Source organism: Flavobacterium sp. (assembly GCF_050696275.1).
Taxonomy (GTDB): domain Bacteria; phylum Bacteroidota; class Bacteroidia; order Flavobacteriales; family Flavobacteriaceae; genus Flavobacterium.
On sequence record NZ_JBOGUT010000030.1, the window covers coordinates 23,130 to 48,713 of the forward strand.

20 protein-coding genes are annotated in these 25,584 nt (G+C 35.0%); 12 read left to right on the forward strand and 8 right to left on the reverse strand.

Annotation, left to right across the window (positions count from 1 at the left end):
* The first annotated feature begins 1 nt into the window (after nt 1).
* From ACRDEC_RS13895 to ACRDEC_RS13915, 5 genes are all read left to right on the forward strand, one after another.
* On the forward strand, nt 2–955 hold the full coding sequence (locus ACRDEC_RS13895; protein WP_431498957.1) for a hypothetical protein: 954 nt from the start codon (nt 2–4) through the stop codon (nt 953–955).
* 19 nt (nt 956–974) lie between these two features.
* Nucleotides 975–1,217, forward strand: coding sequence for a hypothetical protein (locus ACRDEC_RS13900; RefSeq protein WP_431498958.1), 243 nt, complete (start codon nt 975–977; stop codon nt 1,215–1,217).
* A 50-nt stretch (nt 1,218–1,267) separates the two neighbouring features.
* Nucleotides 1,268–2,191 carry a grasp-with-spasm system ATP-grasp peptide maturase gene (gene gwsG, locus ACRDEC_RS13905; protein ID WP_431498959.1) on the forward strand — a complete coding sequence of 308 codons (924 nt, stop codon included), beginning with the start codon at nt 1,268–1,270 and terminating at the stop codon, nt 2,189–2,191.
* 179 nt (nt 2,192–2,370) lie between these two features.
* On the forward strand, nt 2,371–3,462 hold the full coding sequence (gwsS, locus tag ACRDEC_RS13910; RefSeq protein ID WP_431498960.1) for a grasp-with-spasm system SPASM domain peptide maturase: 1,092 nt from the start codon (nt 2,371–2,373) through the stop codon (nt 3,460–3,462).
* 3 nt (nt 3,463–3,465) lie between these two features.
* The gene (locus tag ACRDEC_RS13915; RefSeq protein ID WP_431498961.1) at nt 3,466–5,019 is read left to right on the forward strand and encodes a vitamin K epoxide reductase family protein; all 1,554 of its coding nucleotides are present in this window, start codon (nt 3,466–3,468) and stop codon (nt 5,017–5,019) included.
* A 156-nt stretch (nt 5,020–5,175) separates the two neighbouring features.
* On the opposite strand, the gene ACRDEC_RS13920 is transcribed toward ACRDEC_RS13915, so the two are convergent.
* From ACRDEC_RS13920 to ACRDEC_RS13930, 3 genes are all read right to left on the reverse strand, one after another.
* On the reverse strand, nt 5,176–5,334 hold the full coding sequence (locus ACRDEC_RS13920) for a peptidoglycan-binding domain-containing protein (RefSeq protein ID WP_431498962.1): 159 nt from the start codon (nt 5,332–5,334) through the stop codon (nt 5,176–5,178).
* Nucleotides 5,335–5,409: 75 nt separating this feature from the next.
* Nucleotides 5,410–6,465: a phage exclusion protein Lit family protein gene (locus tag ACRDEC_RS13925; RefSeq protein ID WP_431498963.1), complete on the reverse strand. Its 1,056-nt coding sequence runs from the start codon at nt 6,463–6,465 to the stop codon at nt 5,410–5,412.
* Nucleotides 6,466–6,501: 36 nt separating this feature from the next.
* Complete coding sequence (locus ACRDEC_RS13930; protein ID WP_431498964.1) at nt 6,502–7,515, reverse strand: hypothetical protein; 1,014 nt, start codon at nt 7,513–7,515, stop codon at nt 6,502–6,504.
* Nucleotides 7,516–7,873: 358 nt separating this feature from the next.
* On the opposite strand from ACRDEC_RS13930, the gene ACRDEC_RS13935 reads away from it, so the two are divergent.
* Nucleotides 7,874–8,173 (forward strand): hypothetical protein, encoded by a 300-nt coding sequence (locus ACRDEC_RS13935; protein ID WP_431498965.1) that lies wholly within the window; start codon nt 7,874–7,876, stop codon nt 8,171–8,173.
* Nucleotides 8,174–8,240: 67 nt separating this feature from the next.
* Here ACRDEC_RS13935 and ACRDEC_RS13940 read toward each other — a convergent pair whose 3' ends face one another.
* The 3 genes from ACRDEC_RS13940 to ACRDEC_RS13950 all read right to left on the reverse strand — a co-directional run bounded on the left by ACRDEC_RS13940 (nt 8,241) and on the right by ACRDEC_RS13950 (nt 9,416).
* Complete coding sequence (locus ACRDEC_RS13940) at nt 8,241–8,783, reverse strand: hypothetical protein (protein ID WP_431498966.1); 543 nt, start codon at nt 8,781–8,783, stop codon at nt 8,241–8,243.
* 67 nt (nt 8,784–8,850) lie between these two features.
* Nucleotides 8,851–9,090 carry a hypothetical protein gene (locus tag ACRDEC_RS13945; protein WP_431498967.1) on the reverse strand — a complete coding sequence of 80 codons (240 nt, stop codon included), beginning with the start codon at nt 9,088–9,090 and terminating at the stop codon, nt 8,851–8,853.
* Nucleotides 9,091–9,155: 65 nt separating this feature from the next.
* The gene (locus ACRDEC_RS13950) at nt 9,156–9,416 is read right to left on the reverse strand and encodes a helix-turn-helix domain-containing protein (protein ID WP_431498968.1); all 261 of its coding nucleotides are present in this window, start codon (nt 9,414–9,416) and stop codon (nt 9,156–9,158) included.
* Nucleotides 9,417–10,026: 610 nt separating this feature from the next.
* On the opposite strand from ACRDEC_RS13950, the gene ACRDEC_RS13955 reads away from it, so the two are divergent.
* From ACRDEC_RS13955 to ACRDEC_RS13965, 3 genes are read left to right on the forward strand one after another with little or no spacing between them, the layout of a single operon-like run.
* Nucleotides 10,027–13,053, forward strand: coding sequence for a SusC/RagA family TonB-linked outer membrane protein (locus ACRDEC_RS13955; RefSeq protein WP_431498969.1), 3,027 nt, complete (start codon nt 10,027–10,029; stop codon nt 13,051–13,053).
* 18 nt (nt 13,054–13,071) lie between these two features.
* Nucleotides 13,072–14,502, forward strand: a complete 1,431-nt coding sequence (locus ACRDEC_RS13960) for a RagB/SusD family nutrient uptake outer membrane protein (protein WP_431498970.1) — start codon at nt 13,072–13,074, stop codon at nt 14,500–14,502.
* 1 nt (nt 14,503) lies between these two features.
* Nucleotides 14,504–17,140: a S9 family peptidase gene (locus ACRDEC_RS13965; RefSeq protein WP_431498971.1), complete on the forward strand. Its 2,637-nt coding sequence runs from the start codon at nt 14,504–14,506 to the stop codon at nt 17,138–17,140.
* 79 nt (nt 17,141–17,219) lie between these two features.
* Here the strand turns inward: ACRDEC_RS13965 and ACRDEC_RS13970 are convergent, their stop codons facing one another.
* Nucleotides 17,220–17,501 carry a DUF6520 family protein gene (locus ACRDEC_RS13970; RefSeq protein ID WP_431498972.1) on the reverse strand — a complete coding sequence of 94 codons (282 nt, stop codon included), beginning with the start codon at nt 17,499–17,501 and terminating at the stop codon, nt 17,220–17,222.
* Between the two features lie 106 nt (nt 17,502–17,607).
* Entirely contained in the window at nt 17,608–19,113 is a 1,506-nt protein-coding gene (locus tag ACRDEC_RS13975; protein ID WP_431498973.1) for a MauE/DoxX family redox-associated membrane protein, read from the reverse strand.
* A gap of 235 nt (nt 19,114–19,348) precedes the next feature.
* On the opposite strand from ACRDEC_RS13975, the gene ACRDEC_RS13980 reads away from it, so the two are divergent.
* The 3 genes from ACRDEC_RS13980 (at nt 19,349) to ACRDEC_RS13990 (ending at nt 25,580) form a co-directional block, all read left to right on the forward strand.
* A complete protein-coding gene (locus ACRDEC_RS13980; protein ID WP_431498974.1) occupies nt 19,349–19,783 on the forward strand; it encodes a DUF1896 domain-containing protein in 435 nt (144 codons plus the stop codon).
* Nucleotides 19,770–25,100, forward strand: coding sequence for an N-6 DNA methylase (locus ACRDEC_RS13985; protein ID WP_431498975.1), 5,331 nt, complete (start codon nt 19,770–19,772; stop codon nt 25,098–25,100). The genes ACRDEC_RS13980 and ACRDEC_RS13985 overlap by 14 nt, the downstream gene beginning before the upstream one ends.
* Before the next feature lie 249 nt (nt 25,101–25,349).
* A complete protein-coding gene (locus ACRDEC_RS13990) occupies nt 25,350–25,580 on the forward strand; it encodes a hypothetical protein (RefSeq protein WP_431498976.1) in 231 nt (76 codons plus the stop codon).
* Nucleotides 25,581–25,584: the final 4 nt, after the last annotated feature.

Sequence of the window (25,584 nt, forward strand, 5' to 3'; positions counted from 1 at the left end):
GATGAATCAGAATCGATATGAATCTACGTTGCAAAAAAGTATTTTTTCACTGGTACTTTTTCTATTTACATTTTCTTTTCTCTCATGTAAAACATCTAAAATAGATATAGACAATCCAAAAACTAGAAAAGAGATTAATTACATTCCCTATTACCAGAAGGTATACGAAGCAGATAGTTTGTTTCTGACCAATAATTTTGAAAAAAGTTATACGATTCTGGATAGTTTATTCAAAATATATGAGCCTTTACAACTTGAAAATGTAAATGAATATTCCACTTATATAACTTGTTCCGCTTTAACCGGCCATGTAGATAATTTTAAAGATAAAATTCAAAAGGGATATATAAAATTTGGAACTATTGGATTTAACCATCCTCAAGGTGACAGTATTTTTGAAATAATCAGCATTTACAATCCTTTTACGAAGGAGGAAAAAAAACACTTTAAGGAAATGTACATATCTCAATTTGACACTATTTTACGAAAAACGATATTAAAAATGTCAAATGAAGATCATGATGCAAGAACATTTCCTTTGGATGAAAATAGAATGAAGACTGTAACTAATAAACATCAAAAAATTATTCGTGATATTTTTAAAAAACATGGATATCCTAATTATCAGGTTGTTGGTAAAATGGGAACATTTGGAGATCACCCTGTGCAATTTATGATAATTTTCATGCATCAGAGCTACAGTTTCAAAAAGCATTATTTAAGTTCGTTACATGAATTAATGGTTCAAGGAAAATTATCTCCTGAAGAATATGCTATTATAGTGGACAGGACCTTATTAGAAAAGGACAAATCAATGTATGGTATGATACAGCAATCACAAGTGACATATCCCAAAAACATAAATAAATTAAGAAAAGAAATAGGATTGAAAGCGTTTAGATATGAACAGTGGAAAGACAGCATCCTTAATCCTGAGTTTTATAAGAAAAAGTAACTTTAAATAAATTATCGATATGAAAAATTTAAAATCATTGAAAGAATTCCAAGAAGAAGGACTAGAACTAACTTCTTCACAACAACGAACAATTTATGGCAAGGTTGCTGAAACCTCCAGATTAGAACCAACCACAGCAGGTCCTAAGGGAGATTGCGTTAGATATGCTAAGCAAGACAATCCTAGACTTCAAGACGCTGATAATAGCATAGAACACGGAACTGTTTTAGCTGAAACTACTGCGGCAAATTGTCACTTTTAATTTAGCTAATCAAAACTAAACCCTATATATATTTATAGGGTTTTTTAAGTATGATTTTAATTTTATCAGAAAATAAAGATTCATCAACCACACAAGTAATTGAGTGGCTTAACTTTTTCAATAAAAAATGGGTCAGGATTAATGGAGAAGAAAAAATCCAGATTGAATGCATTGGAGAAGATTTTTTATTTATTACCGATGATTTTCGTTTTAAACTATCTGAAATCTCTAGTTTTTGGTATAGAAGAGGCTTTTTTAATATTAAATTAAACCTGACAGAAATTAACGAATTTAATGAGCAAATCAAAAGAGAGGCAAGTGTTTTAATCCAATATATTCATTACAAACTCTTTCAGATAAAACACATTGATTCTATTAAAAATGTATCAGTAAACAAATTAATAATTAATTCACAAGCAGAAGAATTGGGTTTTCTAACCCCGAAGAGTTATATTTTTTCCAATAAAACTGAGTTAAAAAAAGTAATAGATAACAACGATGAACAATTCATAACAAAAACTATTGCTGACGGTTCTTTTTTGAATTTCAAAGATCATTTGGTTTACAACTATACGTCCAAAATCAATTTAGATAATATAGTTTCTGAAAAGTTTGCTCCTTCCCTAGCCCAGGTATATACAAAGAAAAAATATGAGTTAAGAATCTTCTACTTGCTGGGAAGATGTTACGCTATGGCTATTTTTTCTCAAAAAGATGATCAAACGACAATTGATTTCAGAAACTACAACGATGATCAGCCTAATAGAAATATTCCCTATAATCTTCCAATAGCTATTGGGACCAAAGTTTGCCAGCTTATGAAAAAACTAAATTTTGACAGCGGTTCAATAGACATGATAGTGACTCCTGACAACCAGTTTATCTTTTTGGAGTTAAATCCTTTTGGCCAGTTTGGCATGACTTCTTATCCATGTAATTATAATGTTGAAAAAATCATAGCCGAAAACCTCTAATGAAAAGCAAAAAAATAGAAACAAAACTGAAAGCTAATAAAGATAAACTTCCTCTATACTTTAATGATGCTATTTGCAAAAAAGCTGTAGATAAAGATTTCTATGTCAGTTCAAAAAAATTCAAAGATGAAGATTACGATATATACAGTTTTTATAAGCCAATAACCAGATTTTAGTCTATGAGTAATTTTGATAAATATTTTGTCTTCTTTTCTACTTGTTTTGCGGTGAATGGCTATAACAGGAGCTTGATATTAGATTTGCAAAGAAGAACTTTTCTTAGTATCCCAAATACAATGTATGAAATTATTGACTTGTTCAATTCAAAAAAGAGTATTGGAGAAATTATTGAATTTTATGGAATCGAAAATTCAGAGATTATAAATGAGTATGTGGATTACCTCTTGGAGAAAGAATTCGGTTTTATTGCTAATTACGAAGAATTTGACAATTTCCCTGCCATGAATAGGTCATTTGAAGTTCCTTCTTTAATTACAAATTCAATAATTGAAATTTCTCATATTAACTTAGGGAATATAAAAAAAATAATTCAAAATCTAAACGATTTTAATTGCACCCATGTTCAATTCATATCTTACGACAAGATTTTATTAAATGATTTGATACTTCTTTTGAAAGAATCAGAAGAAAGTGATTTTAAATCCATTCAATTTATTTTAAAATACACAGATGAAGTTTTTGAATTTCTTCCTCAAGTCATTAATTACAATAAGAGAGTAACTGAGATCTTATTTCATTCATCTGAAGACATTACTGATAAAATAATTCCGCCAACAAATTTCAATATCAATTTTCTAGAGTACGCAATCCGAAACTTCAAATTTTGTGGAGTAGTGAATGAGAAATACTTCAATCAAGTCAATAAAGAACGAGTTTTGGAATCGTTGAATCACAATTCCTGCCTTTATAAAAAAATAGCTATTGATGAGGCAGGGAATATAAAAAACTGCCCAGCGCTGAAAAAAAAATTTGGAAACATTCAGGACATAACTTTACAGAATGCTATTGAAATAAATGGTTTTACTGAATTTTGGGATATAAAGAAAGATGAAATTACAACTTGCAAAGACTGTGAGTTTAGACATGTTTGCACTGATTGTAGAGCATTCTTAGAAAATCCAAAAGATAAACACTCAAAGCCTTTAAAATGCGGATACAATCCTTACGATAATATCTGGGAAGATTGGAGTTTAAATCCACTGAAAGAGGAAGCACTGACTTATTATGGATTTGAAAATTTAAAGATGTAATCTATGGGATACGACGTTTCATTCCTATTTAGTTATTTAAAAAAGGAAAACATCTATATTGATGAAATGGATTTCTACCATAATTTTTGCTCACATAAAGAATATCCTTCGTTATTGGCTATATCAGATACATTATCCTTATTTGGCATTGAAAATCTTCCGACCGGTTGGAAAATTGAAAATATAAAAAAGCTACCTAAATATTTTGTTGGCTTAATTAAGGATGAAAGCAATTCCAATGCATTACAGCTCATTAAAAGAAAGAAAGATAGTTTTATCATAGAAAAAGCCGATTCGCTAATAAAAGAAGTTTCAACAAATGAGTTTAATGATTTATTTCAAGGCATTATTTTATTGGTTGAAGGAAAAAAAGAAGAAATAAAAACAGCTAATTTTTTTGTAGGAGTAATAATTTTAGCTACTTATTTCTATCTACTATTCCAAAATACAGAAATATCGTTTTTATGGTTGATCCCGTTAATTTCTCTTACAGGTCTTTTTTTCTCCCTACAAGCTGTTTCTCAAGAAATTGGTTTAAAAAATAAAATTTCTGAGTTATTCTGCTCATCTTCAGTTCAGAATAATTGTCATAATGTTATTAATTCTAAAAAATATAAGTTTCTAAATAAAATTAGCCTTCCCAGTTTAGCTCTAACTTTATTTGTTTCACAGTCCATTGCCATTTTATTTTTTGTCTTTTTCGAAAAAATGGAAGAATTTTATAGTCTTTATTTTATTGTTTATTTTTCAATGCTGCCAATAATTGCCCTACTGTTCAGTTATCAAAAGTTTATTCTAAAAAAATTCTGTACGGTTTGTTTAATTCTATCTGCACTTATCATTTCAGAATTTATTTTACTATACTGCTTTTCCACAGTAAAATGGTTTTCAGTTAAAACCGTTCTACTGAATCTTTTTGTTTTTTTTACCAGTTACATATTAATTCAATATTCAAAAGATATTTTCAAACAGTATATTTCTTCAAAAATAGAACTGCAAAAACTCAATCATTCAAAGAATAAATATTCTATATTTAAATCATTCCTTTTAGAATCAAAAAAGATAGAAGATTTACCAATGGAAGGTGTTTTAGAGATTGGAAATGCCAGTTCAAATGTAAAAATTATAATTGTTCTGAGTTTATTCTGCACACCCTGTAAGCTTTTATTTAATAAGTTGCTTGAGCTTATGAATTCACATGAAGAAAGAGCGAGTTTTCAAATTGTTTTCAGTTCAAATGATGATTTGATTAACTCAAGAAAAATTATTCAAAACTTAATAAGCGAGTATATAGATTTTGGTTCAGTTGCTTTTAAAAAATTATTATTTGCGTGGTATAATGATGATAAAAGTATGATTTATAAGCCTACTGAAGAAAGGCAAGATAACACAGATGTCATTGATGCTCAATCCTTTTGGATATTTAAAAACAATATAAACTCTACTCCTTCAATGATAATAAATAATTACCTATTCCCCCGTAATTATGATGAAAATGATTTAATTAATTTTATTAGTGATTTGGAGAAAGATAAATTTAATTCTGATAATTTATGATTGTCTTAATTAAAAATTGGCTTTAAAACATTTCTGAAGAGCAGTAAGCATTTTATCCGTTTTTTTCACTATTGTTACCTTTTCATATACTTCACTTAATGACATTACAATGAAAGTTACTTAAGTGTTGTGCAAAATTGCTCTTACTAATTTAATCTAGAAACTGTTTTGTATATACACTATCTCAATTTTTTGAATTGTCGCAGAACTAACTCTTCCATTAGCCAGAAGATTATTTTCTTGATGAAATCTTTTAATTGCATCTCTTAATTCAATTGTTTCGGAACCATTGATTTTACCTTTGTAATAGTTCAATAAATCCAGCCTTTCTTATATTTGACTAACTATATTAACATTCTGAGTTTTTTAATCTGACATCAATATTAATACTTATCGACCTGGTCTATCTAATCCTTGAAGTTCAATGAGGATATGGTTGAAAAGATCCATATATGTTTCAACAATTTCCGGAGTTCGAAATTCAATACTATAATGTTTTCCCCACATTCGGAATGCCAGAGAAGCCATTCCCCAAATATTATCTCGAGCATCTAAATTGAGTCGGTCAATAATATTATTTACTCGTTCATGGGCATTTGGATAATAACCGCCACGATAAAGATTTGGACTCAGAAAAAGTAATGAACACATTGCGGCCACAGCTCCATATTTAAAGGTTCTATGGTGTTGAGAATTTTCAGGAAGTAATATTTGATCAATAGCATAGTTATCTGCAGCAAGCTCATCTGCTAGAGACTGGGCGGGTGTAGCGGGTGTATATGTCACATGATTAAATACATTGTGACCAACTTCATGGCAGAAAATAAAATATAATGCTGCCAGATACATTCCGCTAGTTTTTTCAATATAATAAGCATGTTCACAATTATATTCTTCAGGGTTAGGTAAACCCCTATCCCAATCTCGATATCTATCTCTCAATGTCATTCCATATTCAAAAAGACCTAATGCAGAATCAACTTGTTTATTTTTTGGATTAATTTCACCAGTGTAATTTCCTCGTAAATGTGGCTTCTGAACAACTTCATCAAACAAAACAGTCATTGAATAACATATACACCATAAATAGGCACTAAAAGTATCATAAATGTGAATTTGGCGATTTGGATAGGTAATTTTTGCCGCGTTAACTATATTATTTTGAACAATTGGTACTCTTTGATCATTATAATTTATACTTTGACTTAATCCGTTTGTTCGCATTTGATTTATCAATGCCGAAAAAAATACTGGATTAACAGTTTTCAACCAAAGCTCAAAATGTCCTTTTAAAACTCTTATTGGTAATTCTCCGGGATGGATAGGAAGATAAAATGATTTCTTTCTTTGTATCTTAGTTCGATATAGACATTGTAGATAAAAACATGAACGTCCGAACCAGTCTTTTATAAGCGTAATTCTGAATTTAATGTTGATTTTGTGCATATTATCAAGTTTCAAATGTTGATATAATCAGTCTATCTATTTTTGGTCGTAAAAACCTCCTTCTCCTAGAGGTAACCAATAACTAAATTTAATAAATTTATTTATTCTCATTTCTTCTGGAACTAATCTTACCTGACCTGATACAATTCTTTGTTTTAAAACGCCTCTATCAGCCAAATATGCAATAGTATTTTCAAATATTGTCATAAGATTTTCTTTAACCATGGGTAAGAAAGAAGATAATGCTTCTCGTTCTAGTTTCGCTTTCCTGTAATCCATTTCAATTGTTGGCGAGATTATATTTGAATTCACCTGAATTTCAAAATCTTTTACATCGACATTTTTCAATCGATGGTCTAAACAATTTCTCAAGCCTCTAATAATTTCAAAAAATTCTAAAGTGTCTTCAATAAATTTTGTAAATGAGTCATTTTCAACATATTTAGTTTTAAATATTTCATGCAGGTTTATAAACTGTGATTGTTTATTCAAACTTGTTCCTGGATTAAATATTATTATAATCTCCATCAATATTTGGCTTATGTGATCTGCTTTTTGGAAAATTGTTTTACATCTTGTGTGAACATTACTGATTGATGGAATTATAAAAGATAGTTTTTCACCTTTTCTCTCCTCGTATTCATCAATTACCTTTGTCTCTTGTTCTAAATAACTTTTTACCTCATCATCAAATACAATTAATTCTTGCACAAGTTCTAAGGTAAGCTCTAGTGCATGATTAATATTTAGCTCTGCGGGGAAAAGTTCTTTTTGAAACAATCTTTTCGCAGTCAAAATGGTTCTCCCTATTATTTCTGAATCCGAACCTTGAGTTGCAATTAACTTATGCATATTGTTAGGTAAATCAATATTTGTTCTGTTAGGATCAACATCATCTGCCATTACAAATTCATAAATGGATCTTTCTTTTATAAAAAAAAGACGCTCGCCAATTTTCATAGTACTAGTAATAGCTCCATCTTCTTTAGTTCCAATTTCTGCTGTTCCGGCAGAATCTCTTTTTCTATCAATTGGTCGCTTTTCCTCCATATTATATTCTTATTGAATTTTTAAATTGCTGACAATATAGTTTCACAATAGCAAGATTTTACTATTTATTTCTAAAGATAATAAAAATTCAATATCCTGTTTTCCGGCTAACTAAAAGTGAACAAATTATTTCATCAAAACCATTCTTAGTAGTTTTAATTAGAAATTATATCATATTTTTGAATTGACGCCAAAACTTACTCTTCCATCAGCATGTAGATTATTTTCTTTTTGAATTTTGCATTGTCCTAAAAATTATGTCTTTTTGTATATTAAATCCGGTTAATTTTTATCGTTTTTTAGGTCAAATATTTTTATCGTATTATACATTATGTTTAATTATAAAAATTAATCAATTATGAAAACTAACGACTTTATGAATACGAATTTGAACGCTATAAAATGTATTATTAAAAAATTGCCAAATGATAAGTTCGATTCACATGAATTTATAAAGGTCTTTGCAAAAAAATTTGAACCCCAATATGTCACCCTTTTAATTCTTTATGAAATGAATCCACATAAAATCGTTAATTCACAAATTGCACTTAATCTTGCAAAAAACATGGATTATTTTGAAATTGAGAAAAATGGAAAAGTTATTAGTGAAACCGTTTTTGGTCTTAATAATCCAAATGAATTGTGGCATAAAAAATAACAAAAGAAAAAACTACCTATATATTTGCACTATATAAGGAAAATTATAGCACTAGATTTAAAAGAATTTATTTTTGAATCATTAAGAAACCAATAATTGCTATTAAAATTATTGATATAGATAATGATAATTTTGATAAATAAAAAGCCTTCAATCTTTCATCATTTACGTACCTATTATTTGAAGAGCTGTCAATATAGTAGATTAACATATGGTTTTCGAGTGCAAGTTTAATACTCTTTAACCCTTTCTTTTTAAGAATTTTATAATCCTTTTTTAGCTGATTTTCTTTTTCTTTTAATTCTAAAGAAGCTGGTAAATAGTGATATTTATAAAATCCATTGAGGTAGGCTTTCATTAAATACATAATGGAAAGACTTAATGTGCCGGCAAATAGAGAAAAAAGCAAACCGATTGCAATGATGATATATAGATTCCCATTCTGGGGACTCTTAAAGTATTGATTTTTAAACATAAATAGGCCAACTCCAATTAATAAAACTATTAAATTCGTTGGTAGAATCATTTGAGAATCAATACTGTTCTTTGTTTTAAGTTCTTCATTGTAAATCTCCTTATACAAATCAATATTAATCAATTCTTCCGTCATCTTATTTTACCTTTTTAATCATTTAAAATTAAATACTTTTCTGTGAACCCAATTTGTTTTTTTGAAATTATTTCATTTTTACAAAGCTATTCGCTACTTCTTGAATTTGTATATCAGTAAGTTTACCAGTTGCATTATAATCCTGAACTTTTTCTTTCGATATAGTTAACCCGCCATTACTAACTTGTACTCTATAACTTCCAAAATTATCATAATGCGAAACATAACTTCCAATTTCTGAATTCTTGCTTCTAGCAAGATTAGTTATAGCCTGAACCGCACCACTATCTTTAGTTGATTTTTGCATATTTTATTATGATGTTAATGTATTTTCTTTAACGATTCAAAGAACAAAAGATGTTTTAAAACATCTTATTTATGAATATCTATTTTTTTTAAATCGAAATCAAAATCTAACAAATCTTTAGGATGTATACCTAATCCTGTTGCAATACTTACCAAAGTTTCAAGAGTTGGATTTCCAGTTCCAATTTCATATTTATGATAATTACTAGAATCAAACTTAGTTGTACTATCCACACCGCTAAGAGTTTTAATTCTCTCAGCTCTAATTTTTTTTAAATTTTCGCCAAAGGCTTTCTTATAAGCTTTCAATCGTTCTTCCTTTGCCATATCACTATATTTTGAAAGAACAATATTTGACTTTTATTAAAATTATTTATGGTGATATATCACCATAAATAATTTTTTACATATATTTGTAACAATTCAATTAAAAATGAATTAATATATTTGCGATTCTTCAAAACAATATTGAAGCATTCGCTTTGAATCTCGTTTCAGAAAATTGGCGTTTTTAAAACCACGAGATGATAAGTACGATGCTCACGACCCTATGGGCGTGGGCTCACTTATTCGTGGTTGGGTATGCCAATGCCTCTGAAACAATAAGCTGAGTTCCACGCCTTTTTTTTGGTCTTAACATTACTCAGCTAAATTCTTAGCATCCTTCACTATTTACTAGTCTCGCATTAGCCATTGTCTAATCAAAAGAAATGCCTATGAATTAAAAAAAGAGTACTGCCATTTTGAATATCTGTATTGTATTTACACTTTGAATTAATTGTTGTAAAACTTGAAGACTTTGATATAGGCAGAATCTACAGAGGTTTTTGTCAGCTTCCAACAGAACCAAATAAAAAGGCCCTCTATTACCGGTCGCCAAACTAGCATAGAGAGCCACAGCAAATAAAACATTGTTTCATTTAACTAACCCAATATTATGAAAAACATTTCATTAAATAAAGGGCTGGCGGGATTTTGGTATCCGTTTATTTTCGGATTCTATCTATTTTGTACCCCAGCCTTAGCACGCAACCCCTTGCGGCTTTCAATCTATCAACAACAATTCCAGGTTTCTGGCACAGTGACCGATGGTACAAAACCACTTGTAGGAGTCAGTATCTCTGTCAAAGGAAAACCAATAGCTGTGTCATCTTATTATGATGGTAAATTCAGCATAGAAGCATCTGCAGAGGACGTACTCATTTTCTCTTATTTAGGCTTTAAAACAGTAACTATTCTAGTAGCAGATCGCAAAACAATCAATGTTCAGATGCGCGAGGATGCTACTTCTCTGCAAGAAGTCAAAATCAATGCCGGTTATTACTCTGTAAAGAATAGCCAGCGAACCGGAAGCATTTCAAAAATCAGCTCAAAAGATATCGAAAAACAGCCTGTCACCAATGTCCTTGCCGCTATGCAAGGGAGAATGGCAGGTGTTAATATTATTCAAAACACAGGTGTCTCAGGAGGCGGTTTCGATATCCAAATCAGGGGACAGAACAGTCTGCGTTCTGATGGTAACAGACCGTTGTATATTATCGATGGTGTTCCTTATTCCTCGGATGCAGTTGGCTCTGACCTGACAGGAATAGTCCTGCCCGGTCCAACGAGTCCTTTAAACAGTATCAATCCCGCAGACATAGAAAGTATTGAAGTTCTTAAAGATGCTGATGCAACAGCTATTTACGGCTCACGAGGAGCCAACGGAGTGGTGCTTATAACCACTAAGAAAGGCAAAGAAGGCAAAACAAGGTTTACCGCAAATGTATCGGGTGGACTGGGAAAAGTAACCCGTATGATGGAACTGATGAATACCCAGCAATACCTGCAAATGCGAAAAGAAGCATTTGCCAATGATGGCATTCCTTATGGACCAACCGATTATGATATTAATGGTACATGGGATCCAAACCGTTATACGGATTGGCAAAAAGTATTCATTGGAGGAACTTCAGAAATGAATGATGTGCAGGCATCAATTTCCGGAGGCTCTTCTACAACACAATTCCTAATCAACAGTAATTTTCATAAAGAAACCACTGTTTTCCCCGGCAACTACAATTACCGCAAAGGAAATCTGCATGCGAATCTGAACCATGAATCCGAAAATAAAAAGTTCCGTATTAATTTTTCTATGGGTTATACCGCACAGGAAAACAACCAACCCGGAATTGACATTACCCAACAAATCATTCTTCTACCTCCCAACGCTCCGGCATTGTATGATAGTCAAGGAAATTTAAACTGGGAAAACAGTACTTGGAATAACCCCATGAGTAATTTCGAAGGAAAATATACTTCCAAATCCAATGATCTTTTTGCTAATAGCCTAATATCTTACAATATCCTGCCAAGTTTAGTTGCCAAAGCAAGCTTTGGCTTTACCGATACTCGTTTTGACGATAGCCGTACACAGCCCTCCACCATGTACGATCCCGCTTATGGGTTGGGCAGTGAATACTCCTCCATCTATGTCAATAACACCACCAGAAAATCATGGATTATAGAACCTCAAATCTCATGGTCTAAAAAAATTGGAAATGGAAAAACCGAAATACTCTTAGGAGGAACTTTTCAGCAACAAACTTCAAACCAGTTGGTACAGGAAGCCAATGGGTTTAGCAGCAACAGTCTAATTTATAATCTTTCTTCTGCCTTTCATGTATTTGATTTGGTAGATAGTGAGTCCGTTTATAAATATCAGGCCTTTTTCGGAAGGGTTAATTTCACATGGGATGACAAATATATTTTAAACCTTACCGGACGCAGGGACGGTTCGAGCAGATTTGGTCCCGGCAGACAGTTTGCTACCTTTGGAGCTATTGGAAGTGCATGGCTGTTTTCAAATGAAAGATTCGTAAAGGAGAATTTTGATTTCTTAAGTTTCGGAAAACTACGAGCCAGTTATGGTACTACCGGAAATGATCAGATTGGTGATTACCAATTTTTGGACACCTACGGCTCATCAGGGAACAATTATGGCGGTATTAATGGTTTGGAACCAACCCGTTTGTTTAATCCCAATTTTGGTTGGGAAACCAATAAAAAACTCGAATTGGCATTGGAAGCCGGTTTTTTCAAAGACCGCATTTTTATAACAGCAGGATGGTATAACAACCGCTCTTCAAACCAACTAGTCGGTATTCCTCTTCCTGCTACAACCGGATTCAATTCGATACAGGCAAATTTAGATGCCACTGTTCAGAACAGAGGACTTGAACTGACTCTTAGAACCGTCAATTTTCAAAAAGAATCCTTTAACTGGACAAGCAGTTTTAATTTGACAATCACCCGCAACAAATTACTGTCTTTTCCCAATCTGAAAGGATCCACCTATGAGAATCAGTTTGTCATAGGTCAGCCCTTAAACATTAAAAAAGTATATCATTATACCGGAATAAATCCCATTACAGGAATCTATCAATTTGAGGATTTCAATAATGACGGCTTAATCACATCGGCTGAAGATAAGCAGTCCGTCCGGGATTTAAATCCAAAATACTTTGGCGGATTTCAAAATACCATTACCTATAAAAACTGGCAACTGGACTTTCTTTTTCAGTTTGTCAATCAGCTCAATTATAGCGGATCGTACGGTACAGGATTACCCGGCAGCATGACCAATCAGCCTGTATCGGTACTAAACCACTGGCAGAATCCCGGAGATAGTTCGTCCCATCAGCAATATACCACAGGGGTAAACAGTGAAGCTTTGGACGCCTTTTACAAGTTTTATGCCAGTGATGCTATGATAACGGATGCCTCTTACATAAGGCTCAAGAATCTGTCTTTGTCTTATACTGTACCAGAAATATGGCTTAAAGGGATAAAGTGCCGATTGTTACTTCAGGGACAAAACCTTTTGACTATTACCTCTTATAAAGGTGCTGACCCAGAGTCCAGATTTACGACCAGTCTTCCACCACTTAGAGTAGTGACCACTGGAATACAGCTTACTTTTTAACCTATAAACCTGAAGATTATGGAAAATAAATCATTTTTGCGATGTAGCAATCAATATAAAATCAGAACATTAAAGAATCGGTTGCTGTTAGGCATATGGATACTTTGCATGGTATTATTCAATGCCTGCGATAATTTTGTGGAGGTGGATCTCCCTTCATCACAACTCACAGCAAGTGCTGTTTTTCAGGACAGGGCTACTGCAAATGCGGCTATGGTAAGTATTTATGCTAAAATGCGCGACGATGGCATTTTAAGCGGAAGCGTTGCAGGGATTTCCAATCAAATGGGAAATTATGCAGATGAACTGGTTTATTACGGAGATATATCGGGGACAACCCGAAATTTTTACAACAACAGCCTGCTTGCTTCCAATGCTGAAGTCTTTAACTGGTGGAACAGCAGTTACAACCAGATTTATGCTGCAAATGCCATAATTGAGGGCGTAAACGCTTCCACAGCACTTTCTGCTATGGATAAAAAACAGCTAACCGGAGAAGCTTTATTTGTAAGATCACTATTGCATTTTTATCTTCTGAATCTCTATGGTGATGTTCCTTACATTACCTCAAGAGATTATCAGCAAAATAAAGTGGCACATAAAATGCTTACTGCACAGCTGTATTCCCATATCATTAGTGATTTGGAACTCTCAGCTTCATTACTGCCTGAAGATTATATCTCCGGTAACCGTGTACGTCCTAATAAATCCGTGGCGATGGCTTTACTGGCAAGAGTGTATCTGTATAAAGGCATGTGGGCAGAATCCGCTAATGCCGCTTCTTATAGCCTAAACAATACCGGGTTGTACACATGGGAAGATAATCTCGATGTTATATTTCTAAAAGAAAGTACCACAACCATCTGGCAATTTATGCCCCGCACGGATGGGCAGAACACACAGGAAGGAGAAACATTCATCTTTACATCAGGACCTCCACCAGTGGTTGCTTTAAGCGATCAACTGATACATGAATTTGAGCCCGGAGATCAGCGTAAAGACCATTGGGTGCAATCAGCAACCAATGGCACTGACACTTGGTATCATGTCCATAAGTACAAACAAAAATCAAATACTTCCAGTTCATTGGAATATTCTGTAATCTTTCGTTTGGCAGAGCAATACCTGATCCGTAGTGAAGCCCGAGCGCAGCAAGGCGACCTTATAGGGGCTAAAGAAGACCTCAATAAAATCAGAAATACCGCAGGTCTTGGAGCAACCACTGCCGTTAGTCAGCAAGATATACTCAGCGCCATAGCACATGAGAGAAGAGTCGAACTCTTTACCGAACTGGGACATCGTTTTTTTGATCTAAAAAGAACCAATCATTTAGATGATCTACTATCACCTGTAAAAGTAGGCTGGAATACCACAGACAGATTACTGCCACTTCCTGAATCCGAACTTACACTGAATCCCAATCTAAATCCTCAAAATCCAGGGTACTAAGATGAAAAGTAAAAACACAAAATATAGTGTAATTAAGGTTATTCTATTTCCCAATAGAGTACGGATGTGTACTGTAATGACAACCCTATTTTTGACTTCATTTGTTGGATTTGGACAAAATAATAGTAAAAAGCAACTCACTCCTATTGATTACCATTTATGGAGTTCCCTTAAGGTTGAGAGGCTCTCTGAGAATGCAAAATGGATTAGTTTTTCTCTGTATTATGAAAATGGCAATGACACCTTGTTTGTTAAAAGTACTAAAGGAGCGCCGACCTACAGTTTTCCCAAAGCAAGTAAAGGAACATTTAGTGGAGATCGCTGGTTTTTGGCAATGAATCCAAAAGCAGAATTGAAGATTCTGAATTTGCTTACTTCCAAACAAGAAACCTTAGAAGGGATTATTAAATACGATTTAAAAGAGGATGAAGTAATCATTCTTACAAAAAAGCAGGATGGTAAAAAGCAATTGCTGATAAGAAATTTAAGAACGAACAAAACAATCCTCTTAAATAACATTGACAACTATTGGTACAATCCAAAAAGCGGTTCAATAGTATATAGTGCAAAGTCCGAAAATATAGCGACAATTGCCATCATAGATTTACGAGATAAGAGAATCAACACAATAACCAGCAGTAGTGATACTGCTGGTTATTCTGATATTGCTTGGCAGGATAATGGAAATTCGATTGCTTTTTTAGAGCAACCCGTGGATCGTAAAACAAAGCGAACTTGCATAGGTTATTATAAGATTTCAGAGCAAAAATTATTCGTTTTCAATCCAGCTTTTCAAGAGGATTTCCCAGCGGATACGGAAATTATGTCTTCATCTTTTGCCAATCTACAGATTGCCCAAGATGGACAAAGGGTGTTTTTTGGATTACAGAAGATTAGCACACCATCTGATATAACACAGGTTCAAATTTGGAACACGTCAGATACATTTATTTACCCCTCGAAAGTGCAAATTGACAATTGGGATAAAATACCCAAAGTCGCTGTATGGTGGCCCGAGCAGAATCGCTTTAGATGTATTACAGACAATGAATTCCCTCACCTGATGTTAACCGGAGACCAAAAACAGGCTTTATTCTTTAACCCACAACGGTATGAACCACAGGCAAATTATGATGGCAATTTGGATTTTTATATTTCGGAACTGTCAACTGGAAAAAGGAAATTAGTGCTTGAGAATCAATCCGGAAACTCTCAATGGACTTCCGTGTCTCCGGCCGGAAAGTATGTGGTTTATTTTAAAAACAAGCATTGGTGGGTTTATGATATCTTAACAGGACTGCACAGAAATCTCACCAAAGAACTCGGAGTTTCTTTTTCAGATAATGAGTCCGATTGGCCAGAAGAAGCAAGCCCTTATGGTCATCCGGGATGGACAGATGGGGATAAAACACTTTTTGTTTATGACAAGTATGATATATGGAGCATTGCCAATGACGGTTCAACTGCTTTTCGATTGACAAATGGACGAGAAAATCAAACTACCTATAGGATTGTTTCTCGATCTAAGGATGAGTCCATGAAAATGAATTACGATGGTACTTGTAAAGAGCTTATCGGGGCTAATGACAGATTACTAACTAAGATCGAATCACTCGAACATACGGGATATTGTTTTTGGGATAAGAAAAACGGTTTACAACCATTATTGGATAAGAAAATGCATACCAGTCAATTTATAGCCTCACAGAGGAATGAAGCTCACGTGTATGTTGAAGAAAACTTTAATGCACCACCAAGGTTATTATTTAAAGAAAATCGAAATGCAAAAGAGAGAGTATTGTTTCAAAGCAACCCGCAACATTTTAAATACAATTGGGGGACTTCCAAACTGATAACCTACGCAAACTCCAAAGGCACCGTTTTAAATGGCATTTTATACTATCCTGCAAATTATGATGCAGATAAAAAATATCCGATGATTGTACACCTTTATGAAAAGCAATCTAAGGAATTGTATAACTATGTAAATCCATCAGTGAATAACCCGGCAGGATTTAATATTGCCAATTTTACTTCCAAAGGGTATTTTGTTTTTTTACCTGATATCGCATATGAAATTGGAAATCCAGGATCTTCGGCAGTAGATTGTGTTGTTTCCGCTACCAGAAAAGTCATTGCCTGTGAACCGGTAGACAGTAGCCTGATTGGGCTTATCGGACATTCTTTTGGAGGGTATGAAACGGATTACATAATCACACAAACTAACATGTTTAAAACCGCAGTGGCAGGCGCAGCCATTACCGATTATGTAAGCGGTTATCTATATGTATCGGATATGCAAAGGCCTAATTTTTGGCACTATGAATTTGGACAATTAAGAATGGGTAAATCGCTTTATGAAAATTATACTGAGTATCTGCAAAATTCTCCCATATATCATGCAGAGAAAGTTCACACGCCTCTGTTGTCGTGGGCTGGTGAGCAGGATTATCACGTGCATTATTATCAGAGTATTGAATTTCATTTAGCGCTAAGACGTCTTGGTAAAGTAAATACCATGCTGATTTATCCCGGTGAAAATCATGTGCTAATGGAAGAGAAAAACCAACGAGACTTAACTGAAAGAATTGAGCAGTGGTTTGATTATTACTTAAAAAGAGTGAAAAAACCAAAATGACTTTAAAAAAGTTAAGACCGTTAATAAAAAACAATGCAGTTCCAAATGGAACTGCATTGCAATTTCAAGCAAAATGAAATCAAGGTTTGTAAACCGGAACCTTACATTCATTAGCTGAATTTTTACCAAATAATTGCGCGCCACTTGGCACTAACCCAACTCTACAGATGGTTCCATTATTGGTTGTTGAACACATATCATGCTCTTCACAAGAGGTTGCTTCTGGGTTCAATTTGATATACCCTCGAATTGGCGCTGCTGTTTTAGAACGTTCATTCATGGCATGGGTTGTAAATGCACCAACTGTAGCAAGTGCAAATACCACAACAGGTAAAACCTGTTTGGTTAAATTTGTTTTCATGATTTATAAATTTAAATGTTAGCGATCTACTCTTTTACAGGTTTTCGATCTTGCCCCTGACACTGCAGTATATTTTCATGATGGCGTTTTATTTTTGACTTATATTTTAATACGAGTTTATTAGTCTCTTGCTTAATTTATAATGAACTAAGTAGGGTCCAATAAATCCATAAAAATTGTTACCGAGAACAAAGAAGTTTTTTAGCTTTTCATTTTTAATGTGATAGATATAAAAACTACCCTTATAGGAATTGGTATTGAGGTCGTATATATCAATAACACTGGCGTCTTTCCACATTTCAACAGGCTCATATTTTCCTAATAATGCTGAGTTGACAAACAATAATTTTTTGCAAACGGCACTTGTTTTATTGACAATTAAAGGAGGTGCTGAAAATTTCATTTCCTGCCGGCTTGAAACTGTAGTTACTTTTATCTGAGCTTTACTTATGGTATCTATGGTCTTACCACGATAGCTAAGATTAAGGGAACTATCAGCTATGATAAATTGATTTCGGTAGAGATAAATATATACCAGCTTTTGAGTATCTTTATCATAATGCAATGTCCCATCCACATCAAAAATTCCATCGATTTGTTTCTGTAGCAGGTTTTTATTGAAAAGTACTTTTGGTTTACTGCCAAAATGAAGTGACCCAAGTATGCTTTCCCCGTTTATATTACTGTTGGAACGAAATGCCAATGTGAGGGAATCCATGAGCTGGTAATGGGAGAAAGTAGTAGAACCATTCCATTTTACATATGCTTTCCAATTATTTACATTTCCTTTATAAATTACAGGAACAAAGCCGTCAATAAGATAAAAATTCGGAGGTGAAATTCTGACCTGAACCGACTGAAATAGGAAATTTGTCCGATTGGTAGAGATCTTATATTCTTTTTTCTTGTGCAATACGGTATCTAATACCGTTACCAGCAAAGGTGCAGTATGATTGCCTAGATATATTCTGTCTTTTGCAGCTCCTGCAAAATAGTAAGAGCTGAACTCCAAATCAATGTCATTAACTTTTACAGCGTTACCAGGAAACCTACGAACAAAATTATTTCGGTGGTGGATGATGTCTTCTGATAGCACAAACAGAAGGACAACAATACCAATACTAAGAAAGGCAGCCAGTGGAAAAGCGCTGGCAAGCACAATAGGTTTTAAAATACAAGGTAGTTTCGGTACCCTACTGGCCAGTAGCAAAATACCCGCGGCTGCCAGAATTATGAAAGCTGCATTAAAAAACAAATGTTCCCTCCATCCCAGTTTTTCAAGAATTCCTCCACAGGAACAGGGAACAAAAGAACTGTAATTAAGAATAATATATATGTAGGTGGTAAACATAACCATTAGGCTAAAAGCGCTAAAAAGACCAATACCCCTCCATCTTTTTAAAAGAATAAGTAGTGCAATAAATAATTCAAGTACAGGTACAATCCAGGCAATTAAACCAGCAAAAGCACTTAATAAAGGGGATTGTCCGAGTTGTACACGAAAGTTCTCAAAATCCAATAATTTGCTAATAGCAGCATATACAAACAAGAGAATGTAAAGCAGGCAAATTACTTCAATAAGAATCGACTTATGACGTTGGTTAAATTTCATTGGAGATATGGTATTCAGTTTCAAATGCCAAATTAGAAAGAAATTAAAAGAAAATACTTGTCAAAATCCCGCCAAGTTATATCTTTTCCAATCATTTTCGTCTAAAAAATGAAATCTTAATGCCAATGAATACCTTCTGATGACAAATCATGCTATCGATCCATGATATTTAACACATATTTTTATTTTTGTTTTGTAATAAAGTAAATTTACAACACCCTAATACTAAATAGTAATGGCCGCAAATAATAAACTATCATACTATTCATTAAAATTAAATCACTTATTGAAGGAAAGTTTTCCGGAACTATCCGGAGATAAAACATTTATTGCACGGCGCGGACAATTAGCTGCTAAGGTCTATAATGATGCTTTTATTGACGGCAATACTATTGAGCAATGCAATGAGATTGCCGAGTATGTATTATTTGAAGGGTTACACTTCTCAAAATTCGACACGGTATTCAAGGTCATCTGCAACGAATTCGATACCATAATGGCTGACGAGGAGCTACGACCATTTGCCTTAAAAATGCTAGGGGTCTGCGTTCCTGTATTTGAGCAATACAGACTTACAAATGATTTTGCGGACAGCCCTGAATTTGAATTGCTCTATACCGAACTCACCGGCACTATTCAAATTTGGATAGAAGACCATGGCCTTCAATAAAAGAGAACATTTAAAGAATAATATTGAGGCGTTGCAACTTGTTTTCCAACTGGAAAAAGAAAAACGCCATGCTACTGAAACCGAGCGAAAACAACTCATGAAGTATAGTGGTTTTGGCGGTCTCAAATTTGTCCTCAATCCAGCTAATACTCCTGACGATATGCAGCGCTGGGTAAAATCCGAACAGGATTTATTTCCCCTGACCCAGGAACTTCATCAACTTTTACGGGAAAATGCCCAAGACGAAAAACAATACAGTCGTTATGTAGATAGTATAAGGGCTTCTGTTCTGACAGCCTTTTACACCCCGCCTTCAGTCATTGAAGCCATTGCAGGTTCCTTTGAGGAAAACCAAATACGTATCGAACGCTTCCTGGAACCATCCGCCGGAACAGGTTCTTTCATCGAAGCCTTCAGATATGAAAGTATGTCACAGATAACGGCATACGAAAAGGAATTACTCACAGGACACTTACTAAAAGAGCTTTATCCCGATAACAACATCAGGGTTGCCGGATTTGAAGAAATTCCCGATAGAGAGAAAGAAAGCTTTGATGTCATTGCCAGCAATATTCCTTTTGGGGACGTATCGGTATTTGACCTATCTTTTGTGCGTAGCAAAGATCCGGCTCGTGTACAGGCTGCCCGAAGTATTCACAATTATTTCTTTCTAAAATCAACAGACCTGCTTCGTGATGGCGGTCTGCTGGCCTTTATTACCTCACAGGGCGTTTTGAACAGTAGTAAAAATGACCCTATACGTCAGGCTTTGATGCAGAACTGCAATCTGGTTTCTGCCATACGTTTACCCAATAATTTGTTTACCGATTATGCCGGTACCGAAGTGGGGAGCGATTTGATTGTACTCCAAAAGAACAATACCAAAACAGAACTTTCCCAAAGAGAGCAGCAATTCTGCAGCACCTATACCACTTCTGACAATACCACAAATAACCTGTTATTTGAAAACGGTCAGCATATAGTGCACAGCACTTCATACAAAGCAACCGATATGTATGGCAAGCCTGCCCTAATCTATGAGCATGAAGGAGGCGTTGAAGGAATAGCGAAAGATTTAAAAAAGATGCTGTCCGATGATATGGCCAATTATTTGGATGCCAACTTGTATAATGGACATAGAACTACAGTAACTATTTCTGAGGTTCCCATCCTTAAGCCTATCAGTCCTTTAATTGAAATTGAAAAAGAGAAATTTGATACCGGTAAATCGATGGCTGAAGCAAACTTTTTTTCGGCAGACATACAATTAAGCCTATTTAGTTTATATGAAAATACACCAGACATAAAAAGCATACCTCCAAAAAAGAAATCGGTTCACCCGGCGAAACGAAAAACGGTGTCACTCATCCGGCAGGGAAATTTATTTGATTTACCAGACAGGCAAAATGATACGATACCATCTGTTCCAAAAGAACATGCTAAAGAAATTAAGCCCGTATTGGGAGATTTATTCTCAGAGAATGCCGAACCACAGAATGTAACCACTGCGGAATTACGTATTTATACGGACAAAATACAGTTTTTTTACCGAAAGGATTGTCTGGTAACATACAAAGGCTATGTCGGTTATCTTAACGCTATAGATACTGAAGAACAAAAAGCGGAATTTAAGCTGCTGCCACTTCCCCCAATGCAAAAAATGCGGGCGGAATCCTATATTCAGGTACGTGATGCTTATCTGGACTTGTATCAGAAAGAAGCCGAACAACAAACGGAACATACACAGGAAAGGGAAACATTCAACCGTCTGTATAACGCCTTTGTTAAAAGATTTGGAAACCTGAACAGTGCCGAAAACATCCAGCTAATCAAAACTGATAGCGCCGGTAATGAAATCCCCTATCTGGAACGTGTGGTTGGCGGTGTGGTTCATAAATCGGATATCTTCCACCATCCGGTCAGTTTTTCAGTAAGTAATCAGACAGCCGATAATCCTGATGAGGCATTAGCTGCATCACTCAATAAGTATGGGACTGTCGATTTGGATTTTATGGCACAAATCAGTGGATTATCAGTTGACAATCTGAAAAAGAACCTGGAAGGACGCATTTTGTACAATCCTTTGGAAAATGAATATGAAATATCGGAGCAATGGATTTCAGGGAATGTGGTTGAAAAGGCCCAGGCCATAAATAACTATTTAGAACAAAACCCCGAAGATCTGCAAGCCAGAGATAGCCTTTCCGCGCTGCAGCAGGCTTTTCCCAGACGCATTGAATTTGAGGAGCTGGATTTTAATCTGGGTGAACGCTGGATACCCACGGGTATTTACAACCATTTTGCGTCCCATTTGTTTGATGCTGATGTACGGATTCATTACACGGAAAATACGGATGACTTTTCAATTAATTGTGATACCAAAAATATCCGTATAACGGAGAAGTATGCTATAAAATCCCAAAGCCGCACTTATGACGGAATTGCATTGCTTAAACACGCTCTGGTAAATACCACACCTGACATTACCAAAAAAGTAATGCATGGCGACCAGGAAATAAAGGTTCGGGATATGGAAGCCATTCAGATGGCCAATACTAAGATTGATGAAATCCGTAAAGCATTTTCTGAGTGGCTGTATGCTCAAAACGATGAATTTAAGAAACGTCTCACCGATAAATATAACGATACCTTCAATTGCTTTGTCCGTCCACAATATGACGGCAGTCATCAGGATTTTCCGGGGCTGGACAGAAAAGCACTGGGGATTGAAGACCTGTATTCCAGCCAAAAGGATGCAGTTTGGATGATCAAGCTAAACGGCGGAGCGATCTGTGACCACGAGGTGGGTGCAGGAAAAACACTCATTATGTGTACTGCCGCCCAGGAAATGAAACGCTTGGGATTGGTACATAAACCTATGATTATTGGACTGAAAGCCAATGTTCATGAAATAGCCGAAACGTATCGCAAAGCATATCCACATGCTAAAATATTATATCCGGGAAAAGAAGATTTTACACCTCAAAAACGCCTGCGTATTTTCGGAGAGATAAAAAATAACAACTGGGATTGTATTATCCTGACCCATGATCAATTCGGGATGATACCGCAATCATCGGAAATGCAAAAAGAGATATTACAGGCAGAACTCGATAGTGTTGAAGAAAATCTTGAGTCCTTGCAGTCACAGGGTAAAGAAATATCACGTGCCATGCTTAAGGGAGTGATCATACGAAAACAAAACCTAGAGGTAAAACTCAAAACACTGCAACATGATATTGAAAACCGCAAGGATGATATAGTCGATTTTAAAATGATGGGCATTGACCATTTGTTAGCAGATGAAAGCCATCGCTTCAAAAACCTGATGTTCAATACCCGCCATGACCGTGTTGCAGGACTCGGAAATATGCAGGGAAGCCAAAAGGCATTGAACCTGCTATTTGCCATTCGCACTATACAGGAACGAAGCGGAAAAGATTTGGGCGCTACTTTTCTTTCGGGAACCACCATTAGCAACTCACTAACCGAACTTTATTTACTGTTTAAATACCTGCGCCCGCAGGCATTGGAAAAACAGGGTATCAATTGTTTTGATGCATGGGCAGCGATCTATGCACGAAAGACTACTGACTATGAATTCTCGGTAGCCAACAATATTGTCCAAAAAGAACGCTTCCGATATTTTATCAAAGTACCGGAACTGGCTCAGTTTTACACAGAAATTACAGATTACCGTACAGCAAAAGATATTGGTATAGACCGTCCACAGAAGAATGAAATACTGCATAATATTCCACCAACCCCGCAACAGGAAATATTCATCCAAAAACTAATGGAGTTTGCCAAAACGGGTGATGCTACACTATTGGGAAGAACAATACTGTCTGCTTCCGAAGAAAAAGCAAAAATGTTAATCGCTACTGACTATGCCCGTAAGATGTCGTTAGACATGCGTATGATCAGTCAGAAATACGATGACCACCCGGACAGTAAAGCCTCCCATTGTGCAGCAAAGCTGGCAGTATATTACAATCGTTTTAATGCCCAAAAAGGAACCCAGTTTGTATTCTCCGATTTAGGTACGTACAAGCCGGGGGACTGGAATGTGTATTCGGAAATCAAACGCAAGCTGGTGGAGGATCACGGGATTCCTGCGCATGAAATACGCTTTATCCAGGAGGCAAAAACCGACAAGATGCGAAAGGAGTTCATCAGCGCAATGAATGAAGGGAAAATTAGGATACTGTTTGGATCAACCGATATGTTGGGAACAGGGGTCAATGCCCAGAAACGTGCGGTTGCTGTACATCATTTGGATACGCCCTGGAGACCGAGTGATCTGGCTCAGAGGGACGGCAGGGCCATCCGTAAAGGCAATGAGATTGCCAAATATTTTGCAGACAACAAAGTAGATGTAATCATCTATGCCGTTGAAAAATCTTTGGACAGTTACAAGTTTAATCTCTTGCACAATAAACAATTATTTATCGATCAGCTCAAAAACAATAGTCTTGGTAAACGTACCATAGACGAAGGAGGTATGGATGAAAAATCGGGAATGAATTTCTCAGAATATGTCGCCATTCTATCCGGCAATACTGATTTGCTGGAAAAAGCCAAATTGGAAAAAAAGATTACTTCTTTAGAAAGCGAAAAACAGGCTTTCACCCGCTCCAAGTCAATGTCAAGATATAAACTGGAAAATTGTACAGCAGCCCTTGAATCTGCAAAATCATTACTGGAACGAATGTCCATCGATTGGCAGAATATTGAAAAACGCATCCAAAAAAATAAAGATGGCATGATATTGAATCCAGTCCAACTCATTGGACTAACTCCGGATGCTGATACAAAACAAATTGGTCACAAACTCAACCTGCTTGCTGATAAAGCACGCACTGAAGGTCGGTATGAAGAAATCGGCTTGTTGTATGGATTTACACTTTTGGTAAAAACAGAGGTTTCGCAAAAAGAAGGAATTGTTATCAGGGATAATCGATTTTTTATTCAAGGAGAAGGTAACATCAAATACACCTTTAACAATGGACAGATGGCCACCGATCCTAAATTGGCAGCTATGAACTTTTTAAATGCATTGGAGAAACTACCTGGATTGATAAGACAGGAACAGAAGAAGATAACCGAGATTGAAAATGATATCCCAGTCCTCGAAGAGGTAGTAAATACCGTATGGACCAAAGAGAATGCTTTAGGGGAATTAAAAAACGAATTGGCAGCACTGGAAAGGGAAATACAACTTTCAATTACTCCGGAACAACAAGTACAGGACTCCGAACAAAAACCACAAGAAGATCAACCATCGCAGCCTCTTCAGAAGCTAAAAATCTCGTAATTGCAGCTCTGAAAAAAGTGTGTTTATTTGGGTGTATCGCTTTTTTTATCGTTTGATTTTGGTGCTAAATGTTGCAGGTCCGGACTATTTTTAAAACATTGACATAAAAACAGGTATAAGTACTTATAAACAAACAAGTTATTAATTTTAATTTTATTTAGATAATCTTATATACTATAATTAATAGAACCATTATCCAAAAGTAATTTAATTACGCACCATTTATTTATTACTATAAAAATTTAGATTATGGACCAACGAATAATTGAACAAAAACATGGATTTGCAATCTTTCCTTCTGTTAAGATAATGGATTATGTTGTAGATAAAAAAGGTAAAAAAAAATTTAAATGGGTCAAAGAATTACTCTTTGGAGATTGGATCGGCTTATATACTGATACACAGGGACAACCAATCTATGAAGAGATTAAAGGTATTCAGTATCTTAAGGACACGGCAGAAATAAAGATGGTTTTATAAAACC

Bases quoted from the DNA above. Each gene is read 5' to 3' on its own strand.
- ACRDEC_RS13895 (WP_431498957.1), top strand. From the start codon at position 2: ATGAATCAGAATCGATATGAATCTACGTTGCAAAAAAGTATTTTTTCA.
- ACRDEC_RS13900 (WP_431498958.1), top strand. From the start codon at position 975: ATGAAAAATTTAAAATCATTGAAAGAATTCCAAGAAGAAGGACTAGAA.
- gwsG (WP_431498959.1), top strand. From the start codon at position 1,268: ATGATTTTAATTTTATCAGAAAATAAAGATTCATCAACCACACAAGTA.
- gwsS (WP_431498960.1), top strand. From the start codon at position 2,371: ATGAGTAATTTTGATAAATATTTTGTCTTCTTTTCTACTTGTTTTGCG.
- ACRDEC_RS13915 (WP_431498961.1), top strand. From the start codon at position 3,466: ATGGGATACGACGTTTCATTCCTATTTAGTTATTTAAAAAAGGAAAAC.
- ACRDEC_RS13925 (WP_431498963.1), bottom strand. From the start codon at position 6,465: ATGCACAAAATCAACATTAAATTCAGAATTACGCTTATAAAAGACTGG.
- ACRDEC_RS13930 (WP_431498964.1), bottom strand. From the start codon at position 7,515: ATGGAGGAAAAGCGACCAATTGATAGAAAAAGAGATTCTGCCGGAACA.
- ACRDEC_RS13935 (WP_431498965.1), top strand. From the start codon at position 7,874: ATGAAAACTAACGACTTTATGAATACGAATTTGAACGCTATAAAATGT.
- ACRDEC_RS13940 (WP_431498966.1), bottom strand. From the start codon at position 8,783: ATGACGGAAGAATTGATTAATATTGATTTGTATAAGGAGATTTACAAT.
- ACRDEC_RS13945 (WP_431498967.1), bottom strand. From the start codon at position 9,090: ATGCAAAAATCAACTAAAGATAGTGGTGCGGTTCAGGCTATAACTAAT.
- ACRDEC_RS13950 (WP_431498968.1), bottom strand. From the start codon at position 9,416: ATGGCAAAGGAAGAACGATTGAAAGCTTATAAGAAAGCCTTTGGCGAA.
- ACRDEC_RS13955 (WP_431498969.1), top strand. From the start codon at position 10,027: ATGAAAAACATTTCATTAAATAAAGGGCTGGCGGGATTTTGGTATCCG.
- ACRDEC_RS13960 (WP_431498970.1), top strand. From the start codon at position 13,072: ATGGAAAATAAATCATTTTTGCGATGTAGCAATCAATATAAAATCAGA.
- ACRDEC_RS13965 (WP_431498971.1), top strand. From the start codon at position 14,504: ATGAAAAGTAAAAACACAAAATATAGTGTAATTAAGGTTATTCTATTT.
- ACRDEC_RS13970 (WP_431498972.1), bottom strand. From the start codon at position 17,501: ATGAAAACAAATTTAACCAAACAGGTTTTACCTGTTGTGGTATTTGCA.
- ACRDEC_RS13975 (WP_431498973.1), bottom strand. From the start codon at position 19,113: ATGAAATTTAACCAACGTCATAAGTCGATTCTTATTGAAGTAATTTGC.
- ACRDEC_RS13980 (WP_431498974.1), top strand. From the start codon at position 19,349: ATGGCCGCAAATAATAAACTATCATACTATTCATTAAAATTAAATCAC.
- ACRDEC_RS13985 (WP_431498975.1), top strand. From the start codon at position 19,770: ATGGCCTTCAATAAAAGAGAACATTTAAAGAATAATATTGAGGCGTTG.
- ACRDEC_RS13990 (WP_431498976.1), top strand. From the start codon at position 25,350: ATGGACCAACGAATAATTGAACAAAAACATGGATTTGCAATCTTTCCT.